This window comes from Polynucleobacter hallstattensis (assembly GCF_018881835.1).
GTDB classification, from domain to species: Bacteria; Pseudomonadota; Gammaproteobacteria; order Burkholderiales; family Burkholderiaceae; genus Polynucleobacter; species Polynucleobacter hallstattensis.
Genome location: NZ_JACVPO010000001.1, coordinates 685,135 through 707,196, shown reverse-complemented (window position 1 = coordinate 707,196; position 22,062 = coordinate 685,135). Strand labels below are relative to the sequence as shown.

Below are 22,062 nucleotides of genomic sequence, written 5' to 3'. Positions count from 1 at the left end.
CTAGATTCTAGCTTGCAGTTGGGCTTAGGATGGAGCAGAATTCGAGCATGAATCCTCATGAAATTAGCATTACGGTCAAAACCCAGTATTTGGCTGAGCAGTCTGATCCCGATAATCGTCAGTTTGCCTTTGCCTACACGGTCACTATTAAAAATACTGGAACGGCCAGTATCCAGTTAATCGCCCGTCATTGGTTTATCACCGATGGAGAAAATGATGTCCAAGAGGTGCGTGGCCTAGGAGTGGTAGGCCAACAACCCCTTTTACGGGCAGGGGAACAGTTTGAGTACACCAGTTGGGCTACATTACCAACGCCGGCGGGAACAATGCGTGGTGAGTATTTTTGTGTCACTGAAGAAGCTCAGTTTTTCCAGGCCCCAATCCCTGAATTTGCCTTGGTGATGCCCAGAACCTTGCACTAGGCTCTCAAAAACACTATTTTTTGCCCTTACCAGTCCACAGGACAATAAAAAGCAGGAGGGCTAAGGCTAGGCCGCCCTCCAAGGCAAACAAGATCATCGGGTATTCATCGAGTAAATTGGCAATCATGATTTCTATATCCAAATTAATAAGTCGCAAAAATACTTCGCGAGTCTTTGTCTGCAGTGTATTCGTTATCAGTATTGCGAGCTTATTGGCTGCTTGCTCTACGCCTTCCACCCGTGGATCTGTTTATCGATCTAGTGGCGCTGCCCCAACTAGCTACAGCTCTTCGATCGCCAGCTTCCGATCTGTTTCCTGGCAGGACTTGCCTGGTTGGCAGGAAGATAATTTAACCCAAGCTTGGCCAGCTTGGCTCAAGAGTTGTGATGCCCTGCGGAAACGTAATAGTGAAATGAATTGGCGCCAGGCATGCGCTCAAGCCGGTAACGTTTCAGGTCGTGATGAACGTGCAGTTCGCCAATACTTCGAGGGAAATTTTCAGGCATACGAAGTACGTAATAGCGCTACAGGCAATGAATCAGGCTTAATCACCGGATATTACGAGCCCGTCATGAATGGCTCCCAGACCCGCACAGCCACCTATTCTGTTCCCTTGTATGGCCTGCCAAACGCCTGGAAGGGCTCAAAGCCAAACCCTGCACCAGCACGTGCAGAACTCATGAGTTCTGGAGTACTGCGAGGCTCAGAAATCGCCTGGGTACAAGATCCTGTAACTGCAGCTTTTATGCAAATTCAGGGCTCTGGAAAAATTCGTTTAGAAGATGGACGTGTATTGCGACTTGGTTATGCCGGCACCAATGATCAGCCGTTCAAGTCTTTTGCCCAGTGGTTGCTAGATCGCAAGGATATCACGCGCGGTGAAGCAACAATGCAGGGCATTTCTACATGGGCTAAGCGCAACCCAGGCCGAGTAGAGGAGATGCTCAATGCCAATCCTCGATTTGTATTCTTTAAAGAGTTGCCGAGTAATGTCAGCCCTGACCTTGGCCCTAATGGTGCTTTGGGAGTCCCTTTAACAGCCGAACGTAGTATTGCCATTGATCTGAAGGCGATGCCCTTAGGTGCCCCAGTCTTCTTGAGTACTACCAAACCCTTGAGTAGCCAAATCTTGCAAAAGTTGGTGATGGCCCAAGATACAGGTAAAGCCATTGTGGGCGGGGTACGAGCAGATTACTATTGGGGATCAGGAGATTCTGCAGGTGAGTTAGCGGGACGCATGAAGCAAGATGGCAAGATGTGGTTATTGCTACCACGCTGAACAAATTATTTTTTGAAAGAGATTGATGACCTACAACACTATATTGACTGAAGTGGATGGCAAAGTTGCCGTCATTACCCTCAATCGCCCTCAAGTATTAAATGCCCTAAATGATGAGTTGATGAATGAATTAGGAAAGGCGCTGTTGGGCTTTGATGCTGACGACAATATTGGTTGCATTATCGTAACCGGTAGTGAAAAAGCTTTTGCCGCCGGCGCAGATATTGCAACGATGGCGAAGTATGGATTTGCTGATGTTTATCGTAGCGGTTTTATTTCTCGTAACTGGGAAGAGATCAAAAAAGTACGCAAGCCAGTCATTGCAGCAGTGTCTGGATATGCTCTTGGTGGTGGTTGTGAGTTGGCGATGATGTGCGACACCATCATGGCAGCTGATAATGCGAAGTTTGCTCAACCAGAGGTGAGGTTGGGAATCATCCCTGGCGCTGGTGGTACACAACGTCTACCACGCGCAGTCTCAAAAGCAAAGGCAATGGATTTGGCGCTGACCGGCCGGATGATGGATGCGACTGAAGCCGAGCGTTCTGGTCTTGTTGCCCGTATTTTCCCGCAAGCAGATTTACTAAAAGAAGTGAAGGTAATTGCTGCGACGATTGCAGACATGCCGCTGTTGACATCGATGATGGTGAAAGAGGCCATTAATGCTGCATATGAAACCACGCTATCAGAAGGTATGCACCTTGAGCGTCGTTTATTCCACTCTTGCTTTGCAAGCAATGATCAAAAAGAGGGTATGGCGGCTTTCATGGAAAAGCGCCCAGCGAAATTTACAAACTCGTAAAACTTCCCATTCAGAGTTAATTATTTTTCTAAGTAACGTTGAGCTAGCTTGACCCAGTAGCTAACGCCTACTGGGATCAGTGCGTCATTAAAGTCATAAGAGGGGTTGTGAAGATGGCATGGGCCCATGCCATGACCCACCGAGCGGTGATCGCCATCACCATTACCTAGAAATACATAGCAACCAGGTTTCTCCAGCAGCATGAATGCAAAGTCTTCTGCGCCCATCGTGGGATCGATTGAGGTATTGACGTTTTGCGCTCCGACTAGCTCAGTCATGACCTCGCTTGCAAAATTCACTTCCTTGTCATGATTAATGAGTGGAGGATAGTTGCGAGCAAAGCTGACTTCAGCTTGACAGTCAAATGCGCTAGATACGTTATGAGAAATTTCTCGCAAGCGTTGCTCAATCAAATCTAAAACTTCTAAGGTGAACGTGCGAACGGTTCCACCAATAAACGCACTATCTGGAATGACGTTACTTGTCTCGCCCGCATGGAACTGCGTTACCGATAACACTGCCGCATCTACTGGGCGCTTATTGCGTGTAATGATGCTTTGCAGGGCTTGCACAACTTGAGTACCAGCAAGCAAGGGGTCAGCACTATTGTGTGGCAAGGCGGCATGTCCACCTTTGCCTCGAATGGTGATTTCAAAAGTATTACTGGAGGCCATCATCGGGCCAGACGTCACGCCAAAATGCCCTTCGGCAAGTCCCGGCCAGTTATGTAGACCAAAGACAGCATCGCAAGGAAATTGTTTAAAGAGCCCATCGTTAATCATTTCTTGCGCGCCAGCACCACCTTCTTCTGCTGGCTGAAAAATAAAAATGACTGAACCGGTAAAGTCTCGATGATTGGATAGGTATTGAGCGGCACCCAAGAGCATGGCAGTGTGACCATCATGGCCACAGGCATGCATCTTACCGGGATTCTTTGAAGTATGTTCAAAGTTATTGTGTTCTTGTAATGGCAGTGCATCCATGTCAGCACGTAACCCAACCATTTTGCCTGGGCCTAATTCCCCATCCAATCTTCCAACAACACCAGTTTTTCCAAGGCCGCGATAAACCGTAATTCCCCAGCTCGAAAGTGCTTCAGCTACTAGATCGGATGTGCGATTTTCTTCAAAACGCAATTCTGGGTGCGCATGAATATTACGGCGAATCTCTTGAATAGCTGATGCGGAGTCTATGATTTCTGGAGGTAATCGCATAAATTGATCTTATCTGAATTTACTCAGGTAGTTTTATATGCTCTGCAGCAAACCCTAAGGCCTCAATGGAATAGGGGGCATTCTCTGATTTCTGAAGCTGCTGAGGAAGGGTCGGAACAAGACCTAAAAAAGGTGCAAAAATGCGGTCTTTCAAGGTTTGAATATTTTCAGGTAATAGAGGCATTTCCTCTGCTAGCGTGTTGGCTACCCAGCCCGCAATCTTTAGCTGACGTGACGCAATGGCTTCGTAAGTGAGTAGGGCATGATTAATACAGCCCAAGCGCATGCCTACTACAAGAATGACTGGTAAGTCCATCGCCTGAGCTACATCCCCTAAATCCTCTTGCTCATTTAGCGGCACTAAAAACCCTCCCGCACCTTCCACTACGACCGAATCGAATACTGAGGTCAATGCATTGAACTCATCTAAGATCAGGGTAGCATCTAAATGCACCTTATTTTTCTGGGCAACCAGATGGGGTGCTGCCGCCACATCTAGAACAAATGGACAAAGACTTTGCTCGCCGGACTTTAATCCTGAAGCAATCCGTAATGTCTCTAAGTCTTCATTGAGTGTTTGGCCACTAGCATCAATATAAGTGCCTGCAACCACAGGTTTGAAGGCTATTGTACGAATACCAGCTTTTCTTAGTTTAAGAATGAGTGCACCGCTGACTAAAGTTTTGCCAACTTCAGTATCGGTGCCTGTGACAAAAAAACCAGTAGATGTACTCAGTGTCATAAATTGCTTTTTACTTCTTGCTCAATCACTTGCAATGTCTTTATCAGTTCGCGCAAGTCATCAACACTATGGTTTGCAGAAAAAGTAATACGTAGACGAGAGCTACCAACGGGAACGGTAGGTGGCCGAATTGCTGGGATCCAATAACCTGCTTCATCTAAGAGCTTGGCAGCTGCCAAAGCAATAGCGTTACTTCCTAAGATCACAGGGTGAATTGGGGTTGATGAAGGCGTTTTTTCCCAGCTTTGGAAAGTCATTTCATCACGCCAAATTTGAATCAGTTGATTTAATTGTTTGCGACGCGCAATACCTTCCTTACCTTCGATTAGCTCCAAACTGGTAAGTAGGGTATGCGCAATCGCAGGCGGCGTAGCAGTGCTGTAAATATAGGGACGCCCTTTTTGGATGAGCCATTCGATAAATGGTGAGGCTGCGCAAATAAATGCACCGCTAACGCCAGCTGCTTTGCCAAGCGTGCCAATGTAAATGATTCTTTCTGAATGTACGTCTGATTGCTCCAGAATGCCATGGCCATGTTCACCAAGCACGCCAAAACCATGCGCATCATCTACCATCAGTAGCGCATCATATTGTTCGGCAAGATCGAGTAAATTTTTTACCGGCGCGATATCCCCATCCATGCTGAAGACGCCATCGACTACAATCAATTTGAGTGGGTGCGTATCTTGCTGTAATACCTCTTCTAGAAAATCGAGATTTTGGTGATCAAACAAAGTCACTTTGGCTTTAGTTTGTGAGCTTGCTAGACGAACACCATCAATCAAAGAAGCATGATTGAGTTTGGCCGAATAAATACTGACTTCACCTTGATTGGCAAGTTTACTTAGACCGGTAATAGCATTGATGTTTGCAAGATAGCCAGTGCTAAAAAACAATGCTCTCGCATCGGGAATGTATTTACTCTCACAAGCTGCTAATTTTTTTTCAAGTAAGTCATGCGCAACGCTATGGCCACTGATTAAGTGTGATGCTCCGCTTCCAACCCCATATCGTTTTGCACCTTCTGCAAGCGCAGAAACTAATTCAGGATGATTGGCTAGGCCTAAGTAGTCGTTACTACAAAACGCTTTGAGTTCTCGTTGGTCAACCCGAGCCTTGGTATCGCAGGGTGACGTGGTGGTGCGCAATGTACGTCTGAGCAACTGCGTATCTAAATCGGTAATCTGATGCGCTGCCATATCGCGAGCTTTAAAGTAGGCGCTCATAGAAGGACCTGATTTAGGGCACGCTGTACAGAAGCGCCCATTTGCATCGCTTCTTCGGTAGATAGAATGTACGGCGGCATGACATAAATCGTATTGCCAATTGGCCGGATGAGAATGCCTTCTATCATCCCTGCTGAAAACATCTCTCGTGAAAAAGTATTTTTACGCTGGAGTAATTCAGGTTTGACATCAAATGCCAGGATCATGCCCTGCTGACGCCAATGTTCGATGCGAAGATCTACTTTTGCCCAAGCAAATGCGCTAGCGAGATCTTTGCTACGCTCAATATTTTTTTCAAGAACAGATTCAGTTTCGAAGATTTCTAAGCAAGCGAGGGCAGCTGCGCATGCTAATGGGTTACCTGTGTATGAATGTGAATGTAAGAAACCTTGTTGCAGTTGATCGCCATAAAAGGCGTGATAAATTTTGTCAGTCGTCATCGAGAGTGACAACGGTAGATATCCACCACTGATACCTTTAGAAAGCGTCAAGAAGTCTGGCCAAATTTCCGCATACTCACAAGCAAAAAACTTTCCTGATCGACCACAGCCCACTGCAATCTCATCAGCAATCAAGTGAATGTTGTAACGATCACAGAGCGATCTTGCTAAGCGCAAATATTCAGGAGAGTACATTGCCATTTGCCCGGCGCATTGAACGAGTGGTTCAATAATGATCGCTGCGATACTGTGATGCTCGGCCTTCAGTAACGCTTCTAATTTTTCTGCTGCCCGCATGGCAACGTCATCAGAACTTTCACCAGGCTGCGCTTTTCGCGCATCGGGTGAAGGTACGGTAAAAACATCTTGCAATAGCGATCCATATGCTTCTCGAAAAATTGCAACGTCGGTCACCGCTAAGGCACCTAAAGTTTCACCATGGTAGCCATTTTCTAGGCAGACAAATTTTTTCTTTTGTGGCTGATGATTTAGTCGCCAGTAGTGATGACTCATCTTCAAAGCAATCTCTACTGCAGATGCACCATCGGATGCAAAAAATACGTGACCCAAATGGCCTTGAGTTAAAGCGGATAGTTTCTCGGATAGCTCCACAACAGGAGGGTGGGTAAATCCGGCGAGCATGACATGCTCAATTTTTTCAAGTTGACTCGTAATGGCTTGGTTGATGCGCGGATTGGAGTGGCCAAATAGATTAGTCCACCAGGAGCTAATGCAATCTAGGAGAGTATTGCCCTGGTCATCGAAGAGCCAAGCGTCCTTACCTTTAGTAATGGCAATTAATGGCAATGACTCGTGATGCTTCATCTGAGTGCAGGGATGCCAAACGGCATCTAGGCTGCGATCAACCAGAGAGGTTTGATTTCGATCAGAAATAAGCTTCATGTTTGGTATTTGACCACTAGTTTTTCCTAATTAAGGCCTGTATCTGTTATGTTTATGCCTTGAATTGATCTATTTTCTGGAATTCGACCATGCAGGCCACCCAAACTATTGAAAAACCCCTCACCCAAGTCAAGTCTCAAAAGGATTTGCATAAAGAGCTTGACGCTTTGGGTGCTTGGTCAGTAGCTCAGGTTGAGGCTCTATTTGCCCTTCCATTGAGCGATTTGATGTTCAGGGCACAAGAGACACATCGTGCCCACTTCCCTGATGGTGATGTGGAATTAGCTACGCTTTTGTCAATTAAGACTGGCGGCTGCCCAGAGGATTGTGGGTATTGTCCCCAGGCTGCCCGATATGACACCGACGTCAAGGCGAACAAGTTGATGGATTTAGACGAGGTGCTTGAGGCTGCCAAAGCTGCCAAAGCTGCCGGATCAAACCGTTTTTGCATGGGTGCTGCTTGGCGGGAGCCTAAAGATCGCGATATTGAAAAAGTCGCTGCCATGATTAAGGGCGTCAAGGCCTTGGGTCTTGAAACCTGCGCGACTCTGGGGATGCTGGAGCCCAATCAGGCTCAAGCCCTCCAAGAGGCAGGTTTAGATTTTTACAACCACAACCTGGATACCAGCGAGGACTTCTATCGCTCAGTTATCTCTACGCGGGGTTATCAAGACCGTTTGGATACGATTTCTAATGTGCGTGCCGCTGGTATGTCGGTGTGTTGTGGCGGTATTGTGGGTATGGGTGAGTCCCGTGAACAACGTGCAGCCTTCTTGGCACGTTTGGCTAATTTAAGTCCGTATCCAGAGTCAGTCCCTATTAACCATTTGGTTCCAGTAGCGGGAACCCCTTTGGCAGATCAGAAGCCCTTGGATCCCCTTGAATTTGTCAGGACTATTGCTGTAGCTCGCATCACTATGCCGCGTGCACGTGTGCGTCTCTCAGCTGGACGTCAGGAGTTAGGTAGGGCAGTTCAGGCCATGTGTTTTCAGGCTGGCGCCAATTCGATTTTCTATGGTGAGCAACTACTTACTACCGGTAATCCTGAGGCAGAACAAGACCGCGAGCTATTGGCTGAACTAGGTTTGAAGACTAAGCAGAGTAGGAAAACAGAGGTTTTAGTCTAGTTTCTAAGGCTTATGGCACTAATCGATCGCTTCATTACTGAGTTTGATACAGCCCTACGTTCGGTAGTCGGGGGCGCTCATGCCCATCGTCCAATGCCTGGTTCAAATACCCCATCAGGCGGATTATTGGATGCCAATGAGCGAGAACATGCGGCTGGATTAATGCGCGTGAACCATGTGGGTGAGGTCTGTGCCCAAGCTCTTTATCAGGCTCAAAAATTAGTAGCTCGCAACCCTGAAATTCGGCAGATGTTGGATGACTCTGGTCAAGAAGAAATGGATCATTTGGCTTGGTGCGAAACACGCCTCCAAGAGTTGGGCTCACACACCAGTTATCTTAATCCAATTTGGTATGCAGGATCCTTTGCAATCGGCTTGGCTGCTGGCTTAGCGGGCGACAAGTGGAGTCTGGGATTTGTTGCTGAAACAGAAAAGCAGGTAGAGAATCACCTCGAAAGTCATCTCGAAAAATTGCCTGCAGAAGATGAGCGTTCTCGTGCAATTGTTGACCAAATGCGCATCGATGAAATTGAGCATGGACAGGCTGCAATTTTGGCTGGTGGAGTGGTCTTACCAAAGCCCATTCAGAATCTAATGCAGGCAATGTCTAAAGTGATGACAAGCACTGCTTACAAAATCTAGTTCTAAATTAATTATTTCGGATATTTTTCTTTAGAGTACTGTTCATTAATACAGTATATTGACCTATTATTAGGCTAAATAGCTAAGACCTATTCTTAAGTATATTTTCCAAGCCATTGTTTCAAGTAGCATTTTTATCAGCACCATTTTATCAACATATCACGCTAAGTGTTTGTAATCACTAGGAAATTTCCTAAAAAATAAGCCAAAAACACTTGACCCTCTTATTACGATCCTCTAAAGTGGGAGGAAGTGTGAAAAAGTGGGGTAAATGGTGTTTCAAGGTGCGTCAGCTCTCAATTTAGATGCAAAAGGCCGCATGTCTGTGCCGGCAAAGCATCGTGACGCCTTGTTAGTTCAAGGTGAGGGCCGAATTACGCTCACAAAACACCCTGACGGATGCCTATTGCTCTTCCCCCGACCTGAGTGGGAAACCTTTCGTTCACGTGTAGCGCAATTGCCGATGGATGCTCATTGGTGGCGTCGCATTTTCCTTGGTAATGCTGCAGAGATCGATTTGGACAGCGCCGGAAGAATATTGGTGAGCCCAGAGTTGCGATCAGCTGCTGGTATTGAAAAAGAAGTGATGCTGCTCGGTATGGGCAGTCATCTAGAGTTGTGGGACGCCGCTACTTACGCTGCAAAAGAACAGGCTGCCATTGCACAAGGTATGCCTGAAGCCCTGAAGCAATTTAATTTTTGATGACAGGGTGCCATGAACATAACTCATCGCCCAGTATTGCTGGCCGAGGCGGTGACGGCGCTGGTCAGTGGACCACTCATCACCTCTTCTGTAACTTCAAAAAATCTACTCTTAATCGATGGAACTTTTGGGCGCGGTGGTCATACTCAAGCCCTGCTAACGCAACTTCCTACGAATGCGCGAATGATTTCTTTCGACAAGGATTTAGATGCGATCGCAGTAGCGGAAAAAATCAAGGACTCTCGTTTACGCATCGTGCACGACAGTTTTGCTCAGATGGATCAGTACGCAGATCCAGAATCCGTCGATGGAATTCTGTTGGATCTCGGTATCAGCTCTCCACAAGTGGACGAAGCACATCGTGGGTTCTCCTTTCGCAAGGATGGTCCGCTCGATATGCGCATGAACACAGACCAGGGCCTAACAGCAGCGGAGTGGTTGGAGCAAGCATCACAAGAGGACATCACTCGCGTGATTAAGACTTACGGTGAGGAACGTTTTGCATTTCAGATTGCTAAAGCCATTGTGGCAAAGCGAGAAGAAGGCTTATCTCCAAAAACAACCTTGCAATTAGCGGGCCTAGTAGCCAGCGTGGTTCGTACCAGAGAAGTTGGTCAAGATCCTGCGACTCGTACTTTCCAAGCGCTCCGCATTTTTATTAATCGTGAGTTAGAAGATTTGGAGCTTGGATTAAAAGCAGCGCTCATTTTATTGAAGCCAGGCGCGCGCTTAGCAGTGATTAGCTTTCATTCTCTCGAAGACCGGATTGTGAAGCAGTTCCTACAATCACACGCTAAGTTTGAAGTACCTCGGGGATTGCCTGTCCGTGATCGAGATTTACCTCAGAGTGCTCTAGAAATTATTGGACGCGTTAAGCCAAGCGATGAGGAAGTTCGAGAGAACCCCCGTGCTCGTTCTGCCATTATGCGTATTGCTGAAAAACGTACAGGAGCGTTGGCTTGAATCGCGCTACGCTTACCTTACTAGTGCTGCTATTAGTTTGCGCACTATCTTTGGTAGCAGCACAGCAACGTGCACGTAAATTATTTATTTCCTTAGATCGCGCGCAAATCGAGGAGCGCAAACTCAATCAAGACTGGCTACGCTTGGAGTATGAGCAGCGCAATCTCTCGAAGTCCGCACGAATTCGCGATGTTGCTCGCAATCAGTTGCACATGGCTCCCATATCTCCAGAGCGTACTTTGTACTTAAAGGAAGCTAGATGAGGACTGTAGGTTTTTCAACCACACCCAATCTAGTATTACGTCTGCCAATGTGGCGGTCACGCCTCATGCTGTTCATGTTGTTCTTTGTATTCATGCTGTTGCTAATCCGCGCATTTTGGATTCAGGGTCCGGGAAATGCTTTTTATGAAGCCAAAGGTGTACGTGGTACGCAGCGTGAATTGGAATTACCCGCTTCCCGTGGAAAGATATTGGATCGCAATGGCCAGGTGATTGCTACGAGCTTAGAGGCAAAGTCAGTGATCGCTTATAACGATACTGTGCCCGATGATTTAGCTGCGGATAAGGTTCAGAAGTTAGCAAAACTTTTGCAGTTAAGCGAATCTGAATTACGTAGAAAGTTAAAAGAGGATCGTAAGCAGATTTTTCTGAAGCGCCAAGTAGATCCAGTAGTTGCGCAAAAGATTAAGGAATTAGAAATTCCAGGGATTGGCTTGAATAATGAATACCGTCGCTTTTACCCAGAAGGTGAGGCGATGGCGCACGTTGTTGGCTTTACAAACGTGGAAGATCGTGGCCAAGAGGGCATGGAACTTTCAAGAGAAAAAGAATTGGCTGGGCACCCAGGCGCTCGTCGAGTAGTTGTTGATCGCCTAGGTCGTGTTGTTGAAGATGTTGCAATTTTGCAGTTACCGCAGAATGGCAAAGATCTGCAACTTTCTATTGACAGTAAGATTCAGTTTCTGGCTTATAACGCTGTTAAAAATGCAGTTGAGCAGCACCGTGCGAGTGCTGGTGGTGCCGTTGTCTTAGATACGCAAACCGGCGAAATTCTGGCTTTAGCAAATTACCCAAGCTATAACCCAAACGATCGAAAGAAGTTAACGGGTGAGCAGTTACGTAATCGCGTTTTAACTGACACCTTTGAGCCTGGCTCAACAATAAAACCGTTAACTGTAGCGATTGCTTTGGAGAAGGGTGTCATCACGCCTAATACCAATATAGTGATTGGTGCTAAATACTTGGTGGGCCCCAAACCGATTACGGATACCCACCCTTACAGCAACTTAACTATTTCTCAGATTATTCAAAAATCTAGCAATATTGGTACGGCCAAAATTGCTATTAACAATCTAACTGCCGAAGAGATGTGGAATTTTTATACATCCGTTGGTTTGGGTCAGGCGCCGAAGATTGGCTTCCCTGGAGCTGTAGCTGGTACGGTCCATCCTTATAAGAAATGGATGCCAACAGATCAGGCACGAATTGCATTTGGTTATGGTATTTCAGGTTCACTCTTCCAAGTTGCTCGCGCCTACACTATTTTTGCGCGTGATGGCGACTTAGTACCCCTCACGATTGAGCGAAGTCCAGACTTTAAGCCTGGTACACATGTTATTTCTGCTAAGACAGCCATTGAGATGCGCAGCATGATGGAGTCAGTAACTGAGCCCGGAGGTACTGCCATAAAAGCGCAAGCTGAAGGTTATCGAGTTGGTGGAAAAACAGGTACAGCGCATAAATTAGTAGGTAAGGGCTACGGCAATAAATACCGCGCTTACTTTGCAGGCTTAGCGCCGATTAGCGCCCCTCGCATTGTAGTTGCCGTCATGATTGATGAGCCGACTGGTGGCAGTCATTATGGTGGCGATGTTGCTGCACCAGTCTTCTCCACTATTGTGAGTGAGACCCTGCGTACTTTGAATGTATTGCCAGATAGCAATGTTAAGCAGATGACGCTGCAGGATAAAAATCCTACAGAAATTCAGATTGCTGCAGTCAAAACAAATGCAGCGGTTTTAAAAAGATGATGACAATGGTCTACATTGAACCCCACCTCTTAGTTTCACATTTACGTGATCTCACATCAGCAGATGCAAAAGTGACTGCGGATAGCCGTCAAATTCAATCTGGTGACATCTTCTTCGCATACGCTGTTGGTCATGGTAGCGCCCTACGGGATGGTCGCGACTATATTGCGTCCGCCTTAGCAAATGGCGCAGCAGCAGTGGTATTCGATCCTGCTGATGGCATTGCGAATGAATACTTAGACCGCCCAGAATGTTTTGCTATTGAGAATTTATCAGTTATAGCTGGAGAGCTCTGCGCGGAGTGGTATGACTACCCAAGCAAAAATCTCAATGTCATCGGCGTCACAGGTACCAATGGAAAAACTAGTATTACTCAGTGGCTGGCGCAGGCAATGGATGAACCGAATCATCGCACTGCAGTATTAGGCACATTGGGGGCTGGGTTTCCGGGTGCACTAATTCAGACTGGTTACACCACGCCAGATGCACCGCAATTGCAAACCCAATTAAAAGAATTACTTGATGCAGGCGCTCAAAATCTTGCTATAGAGATTTCTTCTCATGCATTAGATCAAGGTCGTATTACTGGCTTGGATGTACGAAGCGCGGTATTTACCAATTTGACTCAAGATCACTTGGATTATCACGGCACGATGGGAGAGTATGCCGAAGCAAAAGCAAAACTCTTTAAGTTACCTCAACTTGAAAATGCCATCATCAATTTTGATGATGCATTCGGTCGAGAATTGGCGATGAAGCTCCTTGCTAGCGATGGTCCTCAAGTATGGGGCTATGCCTTAAGAATTAATGCATTTGCTAGATTTGAAAAATTTGGCGATCGTCTGAAACGTGTCCACGCAGAAAACATCGTATTGACGACCTCTGGCTATGAGTCTCAATTTAGCTGCGATGCTTTAGGCTCTAGTGCTGCTCAGCTTGCAGTTTTAGGTGAGTTCAATCTCAGTAATTGCCTTGCTGTTTGGGCGGTCCTGCTAGCTCAAGATATGAGCCCAAGTGACGCCTCTAAACGTATGAACAAGCTAAGTGCTGTTCCAGGACGTATGGAACTGATTCATTTGCATAAAACACAAAGAACTGAGGGTCCATTGATTGTGGTGGATTATGCACACACACCTGATGCCCTCACTAAAGCATTGAATGCATTGCGCCCCATTGCAAATCAACGCGATGGAAAAGTCTGGTGCATTTTTGGTTGCGGTGGTGATCGAGACTCAGCTAAGCGTCCTCAAATGGGTCGCGTAGCGCAAGAGCTTGCCGATCATATTGTGATTACAAGCGATAACCCTAGATCTGAAGATCCAGCATCCATTATTGCCATGATTCAAGCTGGTATGTTAGGCGACCTCTCGAATGTACAAGTATTACCTGATAGAGCGGCCGCTATTATGGCTGCGGTACGACATGCCGATGTTAAAGATGTTGTCTTGGTTGCCGGTAAAGGGCATGAGTCTACTCAAGAAATCAATGGCAAGAAATTTGATTTTTCTGATCAAGAACACATTCGTTTGGCGGCAGGAGGTTGCGTATGAATGCACCTATGACTACTCTTGCTCAAGTGCACGCCATGTTGCCAGGCAGTCAGTTGATTCACGCTGATAAGGAATCTGCGCGAGCGATCACTATTTCTCGTATTGGTAGCGATAGTCGTCAGATTGAGTCTGGTGAATTATTTATTGCCTTGGCGGGCGAACGTTTTGATGCGCATGATTTTTTGGATGATGTCGCCAAGGCAGGTGCAAGTGCAGCACTCATTAGTCAAAAACAAAAGTGCCCTACAAGCTTAGCTGCAGTATGTGTCCAGGATGTTAAGCAAGGTTTGGGTGAATTAGCAAAGGCATGGCGTAGGCAGTTTTCTATCCCAGTGGCTTTGGTAACTGGATCAAATGGTAAGACCACTGTAAAAGAGATGATTGCTTCCATCTTTAAGGCTGCTGTAGGTGAAGAACGCACACTGGTTACTAAAAGCAACTTCAATAATGATATTGGCCTACCCTTAACCTTACTGCGCATGCGACCAGCTGACCGCTTAGCGGTAATTGAGTTAGGCATGAATCATCCTGGTGAAACGGCAGAGTTAGCGGTCATTGCTCAAGCCACTATTGCTCTGATTAACAATGCACAGCGTGAGCATCAAGAATTCATGGCGACTGTGGAGACTGTTGCAAAAGAACATGCAACTGCCTTAAGTTCACTCCCTGCAGATGGTGTCGCAGTATTTCCAGCTGACTCTGAATTTTCTGATGTTTGGTATCAAGCTGCTGCAGGACGAAAGGTAATTGATTTTGCTTTATCTACTAACTCTGCCTTGGCTACGGCCTCTGTTACGGGCAAATTATTGACTAGCGGAAAAATTGAGATTGCAACTAAACTCGGCAAGATTGAGGTCCAGCTCAAGACCTTGGGAAATCACAATGTGCGTAATGCTTTAGCAGCTAGCGCCGTTGCTTTAGGCGCCGGCTTAAGTTTGGAGCAAATTCAAGCAGGTCTGGAATCTTTTGTCCCAGTAAATGGACGTATGCAATCAAAGCCTTTCAATGCAGGCCGAACTCTGATTGACGATAGCTACAACGCGAATCCTGATTCTGTAAGAGCTGCTATTGATGCACTTAAGCAGTCTGGAAATATTTCTTGGTTGGTATTGGGTGATATGGGTGAAGTGGGCGATCAAGGCCCTGACTTCCATGTGGAAGTTGGCGCCTATGCTGCCGAGCAGGGTGTTAGTAAGTTATTTGCATTCGGAGAGCAGTGTAAATACGCGGTGCAGGGTTTTAATGAATCAGAGAAGTTTTCGCTTACTAGTAGCGCTACTCATTTCGCCACATTGGATCAGTTGCTTGAAGAGCTTAATGTAGCGCTAGCAGATCATGAGTCAAGCCAGCAGCTGCATTTAGATATTTTGGTTAAGGGATCTCGTTTTATGCGTATGGAGCGTGTAGTGCATGCCCTATTAGAGGAGGCTAAAACATGCTCTTGATATTGGCGCAATGGTTGCAAGATGATTTTGGATTTTTCCGAGTCTTTAGCTACATCACATTTAGAGCAGTGATGGCAACACTGACTGCTTTGCTGATAGGTTTAGCAGCTGGTCCATGGGTTATTCGGAAGTTGACTGCATTAAAGATGGGTCAAGCGGTTCGTACTGATGGCCCACAAACTCATTTGGTGAAATCAGGTACCCCTACTATGGGTGGCGTACTAATTCTGTTGGGTATTTTTATCTCCTGCATGCTGTGGGCTGATCTGAGCAATCGTTTTATCTGGATTGTGATGATTGTGACTTTTGGATTTGGCTTGGTTGGTTGGGTTGATGATTACCGCAAAGTGGCACGGAAAGATCCTAAAGGCATGGCCTCAAGAGAAAAATTCTTTTGGCAAACTTTGATTGGCTTATTTGCTGCTATTTATTTGGCTTTTTCTGTATCTGAAGTGAATAACCTCAAAGTTTTACAGTTGTTCTTTGATTGGCTCAAGAGTGGCTTTGCTTTGAACTTGCCAGCTAAATCAAACTTACTCATTCCTTTCATGAAAGAGGTGAGTTACCCATTAGGTGTAATGGGCTTTATTATTTTGAGCTACTTGGTGATTGTTGGAAGTAGTAATGCCGTCAATCTGACGGATGGACTAGATGGTCTAGTAATCATGCCAGTCATATTAGTCGGTGCTGCTTTAGGCGCATTTGCTTATGTGATGGGAAATGCGATTTACGCAAAGTATTTATTGTTTCCTTATATTCCCGGTGCAGGTGAGCTCATGATTTTCTGTGGAGCTATGGGTGGTGCGGGATTAGCCTTTCTTTGGTACAACACGCATCCGGCCCAGGTATTTATGGGCGACGTTGGCGCACTCGCATTGGGTGGCGCACTCGGAACTATTGCCGTGATTGTTCGCCAAGAAATCGTACTCTTTGTCATGGGCGGGATCTTCGTCGCAGAAACACTGTCAGTGATGCTGCAAGTTTTCTGGTTCAAATTCACCAAGAGGCGTTTTGGTGAGGGCCGTCGTATTTTTAGGATGGCTCCACTGCATCACCATTTCGAATTGGGTGGCTGGCGCGAAACGCAAGTTGTGGTTCGCTTCTGGATCATCACCATTTTATTAGTCCTCATTGGCCTCTCCAGCCTGAAATTAAGGTAAGCCAAAAGAATATGTATAACTTAGATCAAGCCTTCGCTAACCCAGCTCTCATCACAGATGAGGGTTATCAAGCACCCCAACATTTTTTGATCTTAGGATTAGGTGAATCTGGCTATGCTATGGCCAAGTGGTGTTTGCGGAATGCTGCAAAGGTCAGTTTGGCCGATACACGTGATCGTGAAAAGTTGAATGAGCGACAAAAAGCCTGGTTAGCTGATCTTGAATTTGCGGGACTCGAAGCAGCTTATTTCGGACCTTTGGATGACCTCCACTTAAAGAGTATTGAAGTCATTGGAATTAGTCCTGGTTTATCGCCATTTCAAGAGCCGGTAGCCTCTTTCTTAGCTAAATCACAAGAATCTAATATTGATATTTGGGGAGAATTGGAATTTTTTGCCAGAGCGATTGCTGCAATGGATCGCATGGCCCAAGTTAAACAGTCTCAATACAAGCCTGCTGTATTGGCCATCACTGGAACAAATGGAAAGACAACCACAACAGCCTTGACAGGGCAGTTGTGTGAGCGAGCTGGCAAGAGAGTTGCTGTGGCTGGCAATATCAGCCCAGCAGCATTGGATAAGTTGATGTCTTGTTTGGATGAGTCTGATCAAGTTGCCGACATGCCTGAGATTTGGGTGCTCGAGTTGTCTAGCTTCCAGTTGGTTTACACCAGTACCTTCAATGCAACAGCAGCGACCGTATTAAACATTACGCAAGATCACTTGGATTGGCATGGTGATATGCAGGCTTATATTGATGCAAAAGCCAATATCTTTGGACAAGACAGTATTTGCATCTTGAATCGCGATGATGCGCTGGTTATGAATCTGCTTACTGAGGAGCAGAAATCTAGTAAATCAGTCATTACTTTTGGTACCGGCCGCCCTGATGAGCAAGGTGCTTTTGGAATCGAACATGATCTGCGCGCTGGTGGAATTGATTGGTTGGTCTGGGCTGAAATGGATGAAGATCTTGAGCCACAACCGAAGCGTCGCCGTAAAGCAGTTGTTGTAGAAGATGAGCCATTAAGACTCAAGCGTTTGATTCCAGCTGAAGCTTTGCGGATTCGCGGTCGCCACAATGCTTTAAATGCCTTAGCTGCATTAGCCTTAGCGCGCTCAGCTGGTTTGCCAATGAATATGCTTTTACATGGTTTACGTGATTACCATGGTGAGCCTCATCGTGTTCAAAGTGTTTCGATTGTGTCGAATGTTGAATATGTAGACGATAGCAAGGGTACTAACGTAGGAGCAACGGTAGCCGCTTTGAATGGTTTAAGCGCTAATGAGTCTGGCAAGCGGATCTGGTTGATTGCTGGTGGTGAGGGTAAAGGTCAAGACTTTAGTCCCTTACGTGATCCTACATTACGTTTTGTAAAAGGTGTTTTCCTAATTGGCAAAGATGCCAAAACCATTGCTGAAGCTTTGGGTGATTCAGTGCCATGTGTCATGAGCGAGACTTTGCAAAATGCAGTAGTGCAGGCTGCAAAACAAGCTCAGTCAGGCGATATCGTTTTGTTATCACCAGCTTGCGCCAGCTTCGATCAGTTTAGTGATTACGTGGCACGTGCTGAGGTGTTTATTGCTGAAGTTCAAGAATTGGGAATGCAATTCGAAGGAGTTGATGCATGAGTTTGAAGGAAAAACTTTTTCCTGAGAATCGTTTGGGGCTTGATCGCTTCTGGAATTTTTCCAGAGGCGGGATAGATAACTTCCGCAGTGGCTTGAGGGATGCAGTTTCTGGCGTTGAGCAAACGCGCTCACGCATGATGGACTATGACCAGTTGTTGGTTTGGGCGGTACTTTCTTTGGCCCTCATCGGTTTAGTCATGGTGTATTCAGCATCCATTACTTTGGCAGATGGCCCTAAGTATGCTAATTACAGTAGTAATTTTTTCTTAATTCGTCATTGCATTTCATTGGCAATTGCAATTGGTGTTGCTATTTGGGTATTTAAGATTCCCACTCACGTGTGGGATCGCTATTCCCCAATCATTTTTGGATTCACCGTCTTGCTATTGATTGCTGTGCTGATTCCTGGCATTGGAAAAGGTGTGAATGGCGCCAAACGTTGGATTCCATTAGGCCCGATGAACTTCCAGCCATCTGAACTAATGAAGTTTGCTGCAGTGATATTTGCTGCAAGTTATACAGTTCAACGCCAAGAATATCTCCACTCATTTGTTAAGGGCATGCTACCAATGGGTATTGCTGTTGCCTTAGTTGGTGGCTTGCTGATGGCTGAACCAGATATGGGTGCACTTGTAGTGATATCGCTCATTGCATTTGGAATTTTATTTTTAGGTGGCATCAACGGCAAATTATTTGGTGGATTATTGGCCGTCGGAATTTTAAGTGCCGTGACAATCATTGCCTTCTCACCTTTCCGTCAAAAGCGAATCATGGCTTTTATTGATCCTTGGCAGGCCGACAATGCGGCGAATAAAGGTTACCAGCTAACCCACTCTCTGATGGCATTTGGTCGTGGTGAATGGTTTGGCCTGGGACTAGGCGGTAGCGTCGAAAAATTACATTACCTACCTGAGGCGCATACGGATTTCATCATGGCAGTAATTGGTGAAGAGCTCGGATTTGTTGGTGTAGTAGTGATGATCTTCTTGTTCTACTGGATCGTGCGTCGCGCATTCCTGATTGGCCGCACTGCTTTGCAATTAGATCGCAGTTTTGCGGGCCTTGCTGCTAAAGGTGTGGCGATATGGATTGGTTGGCAAGCATTTATCAATATGGGTGTGAACTTAGGTTTGCTTCCTACAAAAGGCTTAACACTTCCACTAGTGAGTTATGGTGGCTCAGGAATCTTGATGAATGCCGTTGCCATAGCAATGCTACTTCGGATTGATTACGAAAACCGAATCTTAATGCGGGGTGGCAAGCTATGACCAAGCCATCCATCTTGATTATGGCCGGCGGTACTGGGGGGCATATTTTCCCGGGGCTAGCTGTTGCTGAATATCTGCGAATTTGTGGATGGAATGTATCTTGGCTTGGCAATCAAAGCGGGATGGAGTTTCGCTTAGTAAAAGCTTGCGACTTCCCATTTGAGGCGGTTAACTTTGGTGGCTTGCGCGGTAAGGGCATCAAAGCAACATTGATGTTGCCATTTAATCTTGCAAGAGCTTGTATGCAGAGTTGGAAGATCATGCGCCGCATTAAGCCAAATGTAGTTTTAGGTATGGGTGGTTACATCACTTTTCCTGGTGGCTTGATGACAAAATTCTTGAAGAAGCCATTGGTTTTGCATGAAGCTAATTCTGTGGCGGGAAGTGCTAACCGTGCTTTAGCCAAAATTGCTATGCGTACCTTGACTGGATTTCCAGATACGATGACTCATGCTGAGTGGGTAGGTAATCCAATCCGTGAAGAATTTGAAACTGTGTCCGCCCCAGCAAAACGCTATGAAGAGCGCACTGGCCCTCTCTCAATTCTGGTGGTAGGCGGAAGTTTAGGTGCCGCAGCCTTAAATGAAGTCATTCCAGCAGCCTTGGCATTGATGGATAACGATGCGCGACCTCATGTAATTCACCAGGCAGGTGATAAGCATCTTGAAGATCTACAACAGCGTTATGCCAACTTAGGTGTTGCTGCTGATATTCGCCCTTTTATTAACGATATGCCAAGCGCTTACGCTCAAGCAGATCTGGTGATCTGCCGCTCTGGTGCAATGACCGTATCAGAGATCGCAGCTTGTGGTGTTGCATCCTGTTTGATTCCATTTCCATACGCAATTGATGATCATCAGACCGCAAATGCACGTTTTTTATCGGATGCTGATGCAGCTATTTTGTTGCCACAACAAGATCTCAACCCACAGGATCTGGCATCCATGATTCAAAACTTGAGTCGCCAAGATTTACAAGTGATGGCTAAGCGTGCGCATGCTTTAGCAAAGCCTCATGCAACCCAGCGTGTGGCTGAGGTATGTGCAGACTGTGCAGGAGTAGGTATATGAAACATATCGTTCAGCAAATCCATTTTGTTGGTATCGGCGGCGCAGGCATGAGTGGTATTGCCGAAGTTTTACTGAACCTCGGATATCAGGTATCGGGATCCGATTTGGCTGAAGGTGCTGTAACAAAGCGCCTAAAAGATTTGGGTGCAGTGATTCATATTGGGCATGACCCTAAAAATATCGGTACTGCAGAGGCGGTAGTCATTTCTACTGCAGTTGCAGGCAATAACCCTGAAGTGTTAGCCGCTCGCGCAGCTAAGGTTCCCGTTATTCAGCGGGCTGTCATGCTCGGTGAGCTTATGCGTTTGAAGCAGGGTATTGCGATTGCAGGTACTCATGGCAAAACAACAACGACTAGTTTAGTTGCCTCAGTTTTGGCTGAGGGTGGTTTAGATCCAACCTTCGTTATTGGGGGTAAGTTAAATTCTGCGGGTGCAAATGCACGCTTAGGTCAGGGCGACTTTATTGTGGTGGAAGCTGATGAGTCTGATGCCTCCTTCTTGCAATTATTTCCTGCGATGGAAGTCGTTACCAATATTGATGCTGATCATATGGATACCTATCAACATGATATGGCCAGATTGAAGCAGGCTTTTGTGCAGTTTATTCAGCGTATGCCTTTTTACGGTGTTGCTGTTCTGTGCATTGATGATGCCAATGTTCGCGATATTGTTCCGTTTGTATCACAGCCAGTATTGCGCTACGGCTTGTCTGATGATGCGGATATTCGTGCAAGTAATGTGCGGGCAAAGGGTACTCGTATGCACTTTACGGTTGATCGTAAAACTGTACGTCGTCATGGCAATAAGCCAGGTCGTCTTGAGGTGCAATTAAATTTACCTGGCCTACACAATGTTCAAAATGCATTAGCAGCAATTGGTATTGCAACAGAATTAGGTGTTAGCGATGAGGCTATTGTGAAGGCTTTATCTGAATTTAGTGGCGTTGGTCGTCGCTTCCAAAGGTATGGAGAAATTCCTTTGGCCTCTGGCGGAAGCTTCACATTAATAGATGACTACGGGCACCACCCCGTTGAAATGGCGGCTACTTTATCCGCAGCCCGTGGCGCATATCCAGACCGCCGTTTGGTATTAGCATTCCAGCCCCATCGCTTTACAAGAACTCGTGATTGTTTTGGTGAATTTGTGCAAGTGCTCAAAAACTTTGATGCACTCGTGTTAACCGAAGTATATCCAGCCGGTGAGGCAAAGATTCCGGGTGCGGATGGCCAAAGTCTTATGAAAGCTGCACTTACTGCCGATAAGACTACTACTTCCTCCTTAGATGGTACAGCTGTGGCCTTTGCCTCAAGCGTTGCAGAAATGCCAGAAAAACTCAGCACTTTATTACGTGATAGCGATGTTTTAATCACGATGGGTGCTGGCTCGATCTCTGGATTGCCTCATGTATTGGCGGAGATGAAACATGTCTAATCAAAACAT

At 46.2% G+C, this 22,062-nt stretch carries 20 protein-coding genes; 16 read left to right on the top strand and 4 right to left on the bottom strand.

Annotated features, from left to right (window positions below; genetic code table 11):
- Nucleotides 1-47 precede the first annotated feature (47 nt).
- From apaG to ICN26_RS03660, 3 genes are all read left to right on the top strand, one after another.
- On the top strand, nucleotides 48-422 hold the full coding sequence (gene apaG / locus ICN26_RS03670) for a Co2+/Mg2+ efflux facilitator ApaG/CorD (RefSeq protein WP_216266996.1): 375 nt from the start codon (nucleotides 48-50) through the stop codon (nucleotides 420-422).
- A 125-nt stretch (nucleotides 423-547) separates the two neighbouring features.
- Entirely contained in the window at nucleotides 548-1,702 is a 1,155-nt protein-coding gene (gene mltA / locus ICN26_RS03665) for a murein transglycosylase A (RefSeq protein ID WP_216266994.1), read from the top strand.
- Nucleotides 1,703-1,727: 25 nt separating this feature from the next.
- Nucleotides 1,728-2,504: an enoyl-CoA hydratase gene (locus tag ICN26_RS03660; protein WP_216266992.1), complete on the top strand. Its 777-nt coding sequence runs from the start codon at nucleotides 1,728-1,730 to the stop codon at nucleotides 2,502-2,504.
- A 20-nt stretch (nucleotides 2,505-2,524) separates the two neighbouring features.
- Here ICN26_RS03660 and ICN26_RS03655 read toward each other — a convergent pair whose 3' ends face one another.
- Genes ICN26_RS03655 through bioA form a run of 4 tightly spaced genes read right to left on the bottom strand, consistent with a single transcriptional unit; the run spans nucleotide 2,525 to nucleotide 7,029 of the window.
- Nucleotides 2,525-3,718 (bottom strand): M20 aminoacylase family protein, encoded by a 1,194-nt coding sequence (locus ICN26_RS03655; protein ID WP_216266990.1) that lies wholly within the window; start codon nucleotides 3,716-3,718, stop codon nucleotides 2,525-2,527.
- A 19-nt stretch (nucleotides 3,719-3,737) separates the two neighbouring features.
- Entirely contained in the window at nucleotides 3,738-4,460 is a 723-nt protein-coding gene (gene bioD, locus ICN26_RS03650) for a dethiobiotin synthase (protein WP_216266988.1), read from the bottom strand.
- Entirely contained in the window at nucleotides 4,457-5,686 is a 1,230-nt protein-coding gene (locus ICN26_RS03645; RefSeq protein WP_216266987.1) for an aminotransferase class I/II-fold pyridoxal phosphate-dependent enzyme, read from the bottom strand. The genes bioD and ICN26_RS03645 overlap by 4 nt, the downstream gene beginning before the upstream one ends.
- Entirely contained in the window at nucleotides 5,683-7,029 is a 1,347-nt protein-coding gene (gene bioA / locus ICN26_RS03640) for an adenosylmethionine--8-amino-7-oxononanoate transaminase (protein WP_216266985.1), read from the bottom strand. Before bioA ends, ICN26_RS03645 begins: the two co-directional genes overlap by 4 nt.
- Before the next feature lie 89 nt (nucleotides 7,030-7,118).
- Here bioA and bioB point away from each other — a divergent pair, with 89 nt between their 5' ends.
- From bioB to murC, 13 genes are all read left to right on the top strand, one after another.
- On the top strand, nucleotides 7,119-8,156 hold the full coding sequence (gene bioB, locus ICN26_RS03635) for a biotin synthase BioB (protein WP_216266983.1): 1,038 nt from the start codon (nucleotides 7,119-7,121) through the stop codon (nucleotides 8,154-8,156).
- Between the two features lie 12 nt (nucleotides 8,157-8,168).
- The gene (coq7, locus tag ICN26_RS03630) at nucleotides 8,169-8,798 is read left to right on the top strand and encodes a 2-polyprenyl-3-methyl-6-methoxy-1,4-benzoquinone monooxygenase (protein WP_216266981.1); all 630 of its coding nucleotides are present in this window, start codon (nucleotides 8,169-8,171) and stop codon (nucleotides 8,796-8,798) included.
- Between the two features lie 274 nt (nucleotides 8,799-9,072).
- Entirely contained in the window at nucleotides 9,073-9,501 is a 429-nt protein-coding gene (mraZ, locus tag ICN26_RS03625; protein ID WP_215310265.1) for a division/cell wall cluster transcriptional repressor MraZ, read from the top strand.
- Between the two features lie 12 nt (nucleotides 9,502-9,513).
- The gene (gene rsmH / locus ICN26_RS03620) at nucleotides 9,514-10,464 is read left to right on the top strand and encodes a 16S rRNA (cytosine(1402)-N(4))-methyltransferase RsmH (protein WP_216266979.1); all 951 of its coding nucleotides are present in this window, start codon (nucleotides 9,514-9,516) and stop codon (nucleotides 10,462-10,464) included.
- Nucleotides 10,461-10,727, top strand: a complete 267-nt coding sequence (ftsL, locus tag ICN26_RS03615) for a cell division protein FtsL (protein WP_046329456.1) — start codon at nucleotides 10,461-10,463, stop codon at nucleotides 10,725-10,727. Before rsmH ends, ftsL begins: the two co-directional genes overlap by 4 nt.
- The gene (locus ICN26_RS03610) at nucleotides 10,724-12,496 is read left to right on the top strand and encodes a peptidoglycan D,D-transpeptidase FtsI family protein (protein WP_216266977.1); all 1,773 of its coding nucleotides are present in this window, start codon (nucleotides 10,724-10,726) and stop codon (nucleotides 12,494-12,496) included. Before ftsL ends, ICN26_RS03610 begins: the two co-directional genes overlap by 4 nt.
- The gene (locus tag ICN26_RS03605; protein WP_216266975.1) at nucleotides 12,493-14,046 is read left to right on the top strand and encodes a UDP-N-acetylmuramoyl-L-alanyl-D-glutamate--2,6-diaminopimelate ligase; all 1,554 of its coding nucleotides are present in this window, start codon (nucleotides 12,493-12,495) and stop codon (nucleotides 14,044-14,046) included. The genes ICN26_RS03610 and ICN26_RS03605 overlap by 4 nt, the downstream gene beginning before the upstream one ends.
- A complete protein-coding gene (locus tag ICN26_RS03600) occupies nucleotides 14,043-15,491 on the top strand; it encodes a UDP-N-acetylmuramoyl-tripeptide--D-alanyl-D-alanine ligase (protein ID WP_216266973.1) in 1,449 nt (482 codons plus the stop codon). The genes ICN26_RS03605 and ICN26_RS03600 overlap by 4 nt, the downstream gene beginning before the upstream one ends.
- Nucleotides 15,482-16,651: a phospho-N-acetylmuramoyl-pentapeptide-transferase gene (mraY, locus tag ICN26_RS03595; RefSeq protein WP_216266971.1), complete on the top strand. Its 1,170-nt coding sequence runs from the start codon at nucleotides 15,482-15,484 to the stop codon at nucleotides 16,649-16,651. Before ICN26_RS03600 ends, mraY begins: the two co-directional genes overlap by 10 nt.
- An 11-nt stretch (nucleotides 16,652-16,662) precedes the next feature.
- The gene (gene murD, locus ICN26_RS03590; RefSeq protein ID WP_216266969.1) at nucleotides 16,663-18,282 is read left to right on the top strand and encodes a UDP-N-acetylmuramoyl-L-alanine--D-glutamate ligase; all 1,620 of its coding nucleotides are present in this window, start codon (nucleotides 16,663-16,665) and stop codon (nucleotides 18,280-18,282) included.
- Entirely contained in the window at nucleotides 18,279-19,550 is a 1,272-nt protein-coding gene (gene ftsW / locus ICN26_RS03585) for a putative lipid II flippase FtsW (protein ID WP_216266967.1), read from the top strand. Before murD ends, ftsW begins: the two co-directional genes overlap by 4 nt.
- On the top strand, nucleotides 19,547-20,620 hold the full coding sequence (gene murG, locus ICN26_RS03580) for an undecaprenyldiphospho-muramoylpentapeptide beta-N-acetylglucosaminyltransferase (protein WP_216266965.1): 1,074 nt from the start codon (nucleotides 19,547-19,549) through the stop codon (nucleotides 20,618-20,620). The genes ftsW and murG overlap by 4 nt, the downstream gene beginning before the upstream one ends.
- Nucleotides 20,617-22,053 carry a UDP-N-acetylmuramate--L-alanine ligase gene (murC, locus tag ICN26_RS03575; protein ID WP_216266963.1) on the top strand — a complete coding sequence of 479 codons (1,437 nt, stop codon included), beginning with the start codon at nucleotides 20,617-20,619 and terminating at the stop codon, nucleotides 22,051-22,053. The genes murG and murC overlap by 4 nt, the downstream gene beginning before the upstream one ends.
- Nucleotides 22,054-22,062: the final 9 nt, after the last annotated feature.

Bases quoted from the DNA above. Each gene is read 5' to 3' on its own strand.
- rsmH (WP_216266979.1), top strand. From the start codon at position 9,514: ATGAACATAACTCATCGCCCAGTATTGCTGGCCGAGGCGGTGACGGCG.
- mltA (WP_216266994.1), top strand. From the start codon at position 548: ATGATTTCTATATCCAAATTAATAAGTCGCAAAAATACTTCGCGAGTC.
- bioA (WP_216266985.1), bottom strand. From the start codon at position 7,029: ATGAAGCTTATTTCTGATCGAAATCAAACCTCTCTGGTTGATCGCAGC.
- ftsW (WP_216266967.1), top strand. From the start codon at position 18,279: ATGAGTTTGAAGGAAAAACTTTTTCCTGAGAATCGTTTGGGGCTTGAT.
- murG (WP_216266965.1), top strand. From the start codon at position 19,547: ATGACCAAGCCATCCATCTTGATTATGGCCGGCGGTACTGGGGGGCAT.
- ICN26_RS03660 (WP_216266992.1), top strand. From the start codon at position 1,728: ATGACCTACAACACTATATTGACTGAAGTGGATGGCAAAGTTGCCGTC.
- ICN26_RS03605 (WP_216266975.1), top strand. From the start codon at position 12,493: ATGATGACAATGGTCTACATTGAACCCCACCTCTTAGTTTCACATTTA.
- ICN26_RS03655 (WP_216266990.1), bottom strand. From the start codon at position 3,718: ATGCGATTACCTCCAGAAATCATAGACTCCGCATCAGCTATTCAAGAG.
- ICN26_RS03600 (WP_216266973.1), top strand. From the start codon at position 14,043: ATGAATGCACCTATGACTACTCTTGCTCAAGTGCACGCCATGTTGCCA.
- murD (WP_216266969.1), top strand. From the start codon at position 16,663: ATGTATAACTTAGATCAAGCCTTCGCTAACCCAGCTCTCATCACAGAT.
- bioB (WP_216266983.1), top strand. From the start codon at position 7,119: ATGCAGGCCACCCAAACTATTGAAAAACCCCTCACCCAAGTCAAGTCT.
- mraY (WP_216266971.1), top strand. From the start codon at position 15,482: ATGCTCTTGATATTGGCGCAATGGTTGCAAGATGATTTTGGATTTTTC.
- ICN26_RS03610 (WP_216266977.1), top strand. From the start codon at position 10,724: ATGAGGACTGTAGGTTTTTCAACCACACCCAATCTAGTATTACGTCTG.
- murC (WP_216266963.1), top strand. From the start codon at position 20,617: ATGAAACATATCGTTCAGCAAATCCATTTTGTTGGTATCGGCGGCGCA.
- bioD (WP_216266988.1), bottom strand. From the start codon at position 4,460: ATGACACTGAGTACATCTACTGGTTTTTTTGTCACAGGCACCGATACT.
- ICN26_RS03645 (WP_216266987.1), bottom strand. From the start codon at position 5,686: ATGAGCGCCTACTTTAAAGCTCGCGATATGGCAGCGCATCAGATTACC.
- coq7 (WP_216266981.1), top strand. From the start codon at position 8,169: ATGGCACTAATCGATCGCTTCATTACTGAGTTTGATACAGCCCTACGT.
- apaG (WP_216266996.1), top strand. From the start codon at position 48: ATGAATCCTCATGAAATTAGCATTACGGTCAAAACCCAGTATTTGGCT.